Below are 4,458 nucleotides of genomic sequence, written 5' to 3' on the forward strand. Positions count from 1 at the left end.
CCCCGCGCGCGCCCCGCCGCGGGGGGGGGGCCCCGCGCCCCCGGGGGGGGGGGGGTTTCTCGGCCCCAACCGGGGGCGGGGGTGTTTGTTGTGTCACCCCCCCCACGGCCACTCCACCCGCCGTCACCACCATCACCCTCGACCAGGCCTCCGGGGCCATCGGGCTGGCACTCACCCCTGCCGGCGACCAGGCGTACGTCACCAACGTCGACTCGGGCAACGTCCTGGCCATCAACACGACGGCGCAGCCCCCGGCCGTGTCCCAGACCATTGCCGGCGGTGGTGCGCCCGTCGGGGTGGCCGTCGCCACCGTTCCCGACACCTCCGCGCAGACGGCCGCCCTCAGCGTCCAGCTGGTCCCGGCAGGCGAGGAGGGCGCCACCGGTCTCTCGGGCAAGACGTCCACCACGGGCGGTGCGCCCGGGGCGTCCCCCCGGCTGGAGTTCTCGGTCATCGGCTCGAACAGCGGTTTCGTGCCCCTGGCCCGGTCGAGGAGCCTGCGGGCCCTCATCGAGCACCCGGTGGACGCGGTCGTCACCCCGGCCGAAGGGGCGACGTGCGAGAGGCGCAGACCGAGAGTGACGTGGTGCACCTCCAGGAAGATCCCGAAAGCGGTCGGCGCTTCCGAGGTGATCGCCGGCATCGTGATCCCCGCACCGGCACGCGTGGTCCCCGGCAACCCGCCCGGAGCCGTTGCCCCGCAGCGGAGCCTCGAAGCGCTCTCCGTCCACGTGTTCACCGACGACACGCCGGTCCGCGGACACGACACCTTCGTTCTGATCGAGCGCGTCGGATGAGGCGGCTGTACGCCGGGCTCGCCGTCGCTCTGCTCGGGATCTGTGCGGCACCCGTGGCGGCTTCCTCCCCGGATCCGTGCCGTCCGCAGTGCCGGTTCCTGGCGGCCGACCCGAACAACTACCAGCTCGCCGACAAGCCGGCCGACGGGCTCGTCCTCGACAGGGTCGTCATCGGCAACTCGGGTACGACGTACGACGGTGCGCTGGCCGACTACCAGAATCCGTCCCTGGAGTCATCCGTCAACTACGTGGTGCGTTCGGCCGACGGACAGGTCACGGAGATGGTGCGGCCCGGCGGGATCCCGTTCTTCACCGACAACTACTCGTACAACCTCCACGCGGTGGGCATCGAAGTCGAAGGCACGGCCGCGCAGGGAGCGACCTGGTACACGCCTTCCGCGTACCGCTCGGTCGCGGCGCTGACGAGGCGGGTCTCGGCGCGGTACGGGGTGCCGGTCGACCAGCAGCACATCATCGGCGAGGACCAGGTCCCGGCCGAATCACCGGGCGACATCGCGGGCATGGGGTGGGGTCCGGGCCCCTACTGGGACTGGCAGCGCCTGATGGCGACGCTCCCGGCGAAGGACGCGCACCCGAGCGCACGTTCCACGGCCGCCGGACGCGTTCCCCGGCCCGGATCGGTGCTCACCATCGCCCCCGACTTCGCGACCAACGTACAGACCCTGCGGGTGTGCGCGAGCGCCGCACCGCAGTCGTGCACGCTGCAGACCCAGCCCTCGAACTTCCTGTTCGCGCGTACCGGCCCCCGTCACACCGCGCCCCTGTTCGCCGATCCGGGTCTCCCGGCGGGCATCGCCGGCACGGACCGGATCGAGGACTGGGGTGCCATGCTCCGTCAGGGCATGCAGTTCGTGGTCGCGGACCACCAGGGTGACTGGACGGCCATCTGGTTCTGTGGCCACAAGGTGTGGTTCCTCGACCCCGGCGGCACCCGCACCCGCCCCGAAGGGGGCCGGCGGCTGATCGTCCGCCCCAAGCCGGGCCGCACGTCCATCCCCGTCTACGGATCGAACTACCCCGAGGCCGGCGCCTACCCGCCCGGACAGACGCCCACGGCGCAGACTCCGCTGGGCGTCTACACGATCCCCGAAGGACAGTCCTACGTCGCCACCGCCCCGGCCACACCCGCGCAGGACTTCTCCACCGACCCGCCCGACACGGTCATCACCGGATCCGACCGGTACATCGCCGTCCAGTTCAACCACAGGCTTGCCTGGCTGAAGTCCACGGACGTCGACGTAGTGCGCCGGTAGCGCACGCCGACCAGCTCGATACGAGGAAGCGAGAGCCATGACCGACCGGGCCCGCCGAACAGGCCGCACGAAGCGGCCCACCGTCCCGGCCGCCGTCCTTGCCGCCGCGATGTGCCTGACCGGTCCCGCATGGGCCGAGGGACCGGCACACCCGGCGCACCGGGACCACACCGTCGGCAACCGGCCGCTCGCCGTGGCCCTCGCGGACCTGGACGGCGACGGCAGGCTCGACATCATCACCTCGGACTTCGCCGACAGCACGGTGTCGCTGCTCCTCAACCGTGGGGGCGGCCGCTTCGGGCCCCGCGTCGCGTACGCCACCGGCGTGAACCCGACATCGGTCACCACCGCCGATCTGGACGGCGACGGCAGACCCGACATCGTCACCAGCGACGGCACGGGCACGGTATCGGTCCTCGCCAACAACGGGGACGGCACCTTCGGGCCCGCCGCGACCCACCCCACCGGCACCAACCCGAGCGCCGTGACGACCGCGGACCTGGACGGCGACGGCAGGCTCGACATCATCACCTCGGACTTCGCCGACAGCACGGTGTCGCTGCTCCTCAACCGCGGGGACGGCCGCTTCGGGCCCCGCGTCGCGTACGCCACCGGCGCGAACCCGACATCGGTCACCGCCGCCGATCTGGACGGCGACGGCAGACCCGACATCGTCACCAGTGACAACGGCACGAACACCGTGTCCGTGCTGAGGAACGAAGGCCACCGGCTCGCACCACCCGTCGGCTACCCCGTGGGAGGCCGGCCCCGCTCCGTGACGGCCGCCGACCTGGACGGGAACGGCAGCCCCGACCTCATCACGGCCAACCGCGGCGACGACACGGTCTCGGTGCTCACCGGCACCGGACGCGGCACCTTCACGCCCGCCGCCACGCGGGCCACCGGCGACAACCCGACGTCGGTGACCACCGCGGACCTGGACGGCGACGGCAGACCCGACGTCGTCACCTCCGACTTCGACGCCAATACGGCCTCGGTGCTGGGACGGCGCGGCGGCACCGGACGGTACGGGCGGACCTCCTACCGCACCGGGACCGGCCCCTACGGCGTTGCGGCAGGTGACCTCGACGGTGACGGCAGACCCGAGATCGTCACGGCCAACCGCTCCGCGGACTCCGCCTCGGTCGTGCGCGTCGGCGACTGACACCCCGGTGGCACGCCGGGCGCGCCCGGCGCGAAGGAGGGCCGCGGCGCGCCCCGTGCGGTGATGCGCCGCGGCCCCGTTCCGGCGAAGAAGGCCGGCCCTGCGGGCGCCGTGTTACGGCCGGTGAGGCTCGTCCGGACCTTCAGGACCTTCAGGACCTTCGGGACCGTCGGGACGCCCCTGGCCGTCGGGCCGGTCTTCCTGGCCCCGCGGATCCTTGGATTCCTTGGACGGCTTGGACTCCTTCGGGCCCTTGGGTCCCTTGGGTCCCTTCGGCCCCTTGCCGTTGTGGTCCTTCGGCCCCTTGCCGGGCTTCGCCCCGTTCTGGGCGGCGTCGTCCGAGGTGAAGGAGGGAAGGACCGCGATCGGGGTCTGCTGCCAGATCTGCGTGCGGTGCCCGGCCAGTTCGAGCTGGTACTCCCCGAAGATGCGGGGACGCCTGTTCCGGTCCGGCACGGTGACGTTGCCCGAGACGCTGCCGTCGTCCTTGGCGAGCAGGATGGCCAGCGTGACGATTTCCCGGCCGGTCCGGAGGATCAGGTCCTCGTCGAATCCGCCGGCGGCCCGGAGCGGCTCCTCCCGGCCCTGCGGGATGAGGCGTACGTACACCTCCTCGCCCGCGCCGAATCCGGTGGCCGAGACGGAGAAGGTCTCTCCGTGGGTCACCACGCGGTGGTCGATGGTGACGGTCGAGTCGGGGACCGGGTTGGCGGCGACCGGGGACACCGCCGCCGCGGCCGTGGTGGCCGGAACCGCGCACAGGACGGCGGCCCCGGCTGCCAGGCCGACGAGCCAACGAGGGTTTCTGGGCATCGTCAACGATTCTCCTTCGGGAGAGGACGGATTTGCGCCGAGCGTGAGGGTGTCGGCCCGGCCATCCGTAGACCCGCGGGGCGCTGGCCAAACGGGCGCGCCGCCGGGGTCCGCTGGAAGGCGGTGTCGGGCCACTCGATCGGTGCACAGGAACAGGGAGTTGCGGAGCCGGTCCTGTAGGCGGGGCGCCGCAACGGCCGGGACCGTGTGGTGCACGTCGCGGACCCCTCACGCTCGACAGATGCTTGTGTAGTGCATGGAATTGTGCGTTCGTGCGTTCGTGCGTTGGTCATGGCGGTCCGGCCCCCTCCGGGCCCGCCCCTCTGGGGGGCCGGAATGGGGCGTGGTTGAGGAGATGGGCGCGGTGGGGCGGGGGCGCCCGCGCTGGACCCCGGTCCCCAGTGCGGGC

3 protein-coding genes and 1 pseudogene are annotated in these 4,458 nt (G+C 72.4%); 3 read left to right on the plus strand and 1 reads right to left on the minus strand.

Annotated elements, in window-relative coordinates:
• The 3 genes and pseudogenes from ACFXA3_RS36555 to ACFXA3_RS36565 all read left to right on the plus strand — a co-directional run.
• Positions 1–797 (plus strand): annotated as a pseudogene (locus tag ACFXA3_RS36555) (hypothetical protein); the annotation flags it as partial.
• Positions 794–2,071 (plus strand): N-acetylmuramoyl-L-alanine amidase, encoded by a 1,278-nt coding sequence (locus ACFXA3_RS36560; RefSeq protein ID WP_385194470.1) that lies wholly within the window; start codon positions 794–796, stop codon positions 2,069–2,071. The pseudogene ACFXA3_RS36555 and the gene ACFXA3_RS36560, both read left to right, overlap by 4 nt.
• A gap of 37 nt (positions 2,072–2,108) precedes the next feature.
• On the plus strand, positions 2,109–3,236 hold the full coding sequence (locus ACFXA3_RS36565; RefSeq protein ID WP_385194473.1) for an FG-GAP repeat domain-containing protein: 1,128 nt from the start codon (positions 2,109–2,111) through the stop codon (positions 3,234–3,236).
• Between the two features lie 114 nt (positions 3,237–3,350).
• On the opposite strand, the gene ACFXA3_RS36570 is transcribed toward ACFXA3_RS36565, so the two are convergent.
• On the minus strand, positions 3,351–4,055 hold the full coding sequence (locus ACFXA3_RS36570; protein WP_385194476.1) for a hypothetical protein: 705 nt from the start codon (positions 4,053–4,055) through the stop codon (positions 3,351–3,353).
• Positions 4,056–4,458 lie beyond the last annotated feature (403 nt).

Source organism: Streptomyces sp. NPDC059456 (assembly GCF_042750055.1).
Lineage (GTDB): Bacteria > Actinomycetota > Actinomycetes > Streptomycetales > Streptomycetaceae > Streptomyces.

Coding starts and splice junctions, on each gene's coding strand:
- ACFXA3_RS36565 (WP_385194473.1), top strand. CDS start 2,109: ATGACCGACCGGGCCCGCCGAACAGGCCGCACGAAGCGGCCCACCGTC.
- ACFXA3_RS36560 (WP_385194470.1), top strand. CDS start 794: ATGAGGCGGCTGTACGCCGGGCTCGCCGTCGCTCTGCTCGGGATCTGT.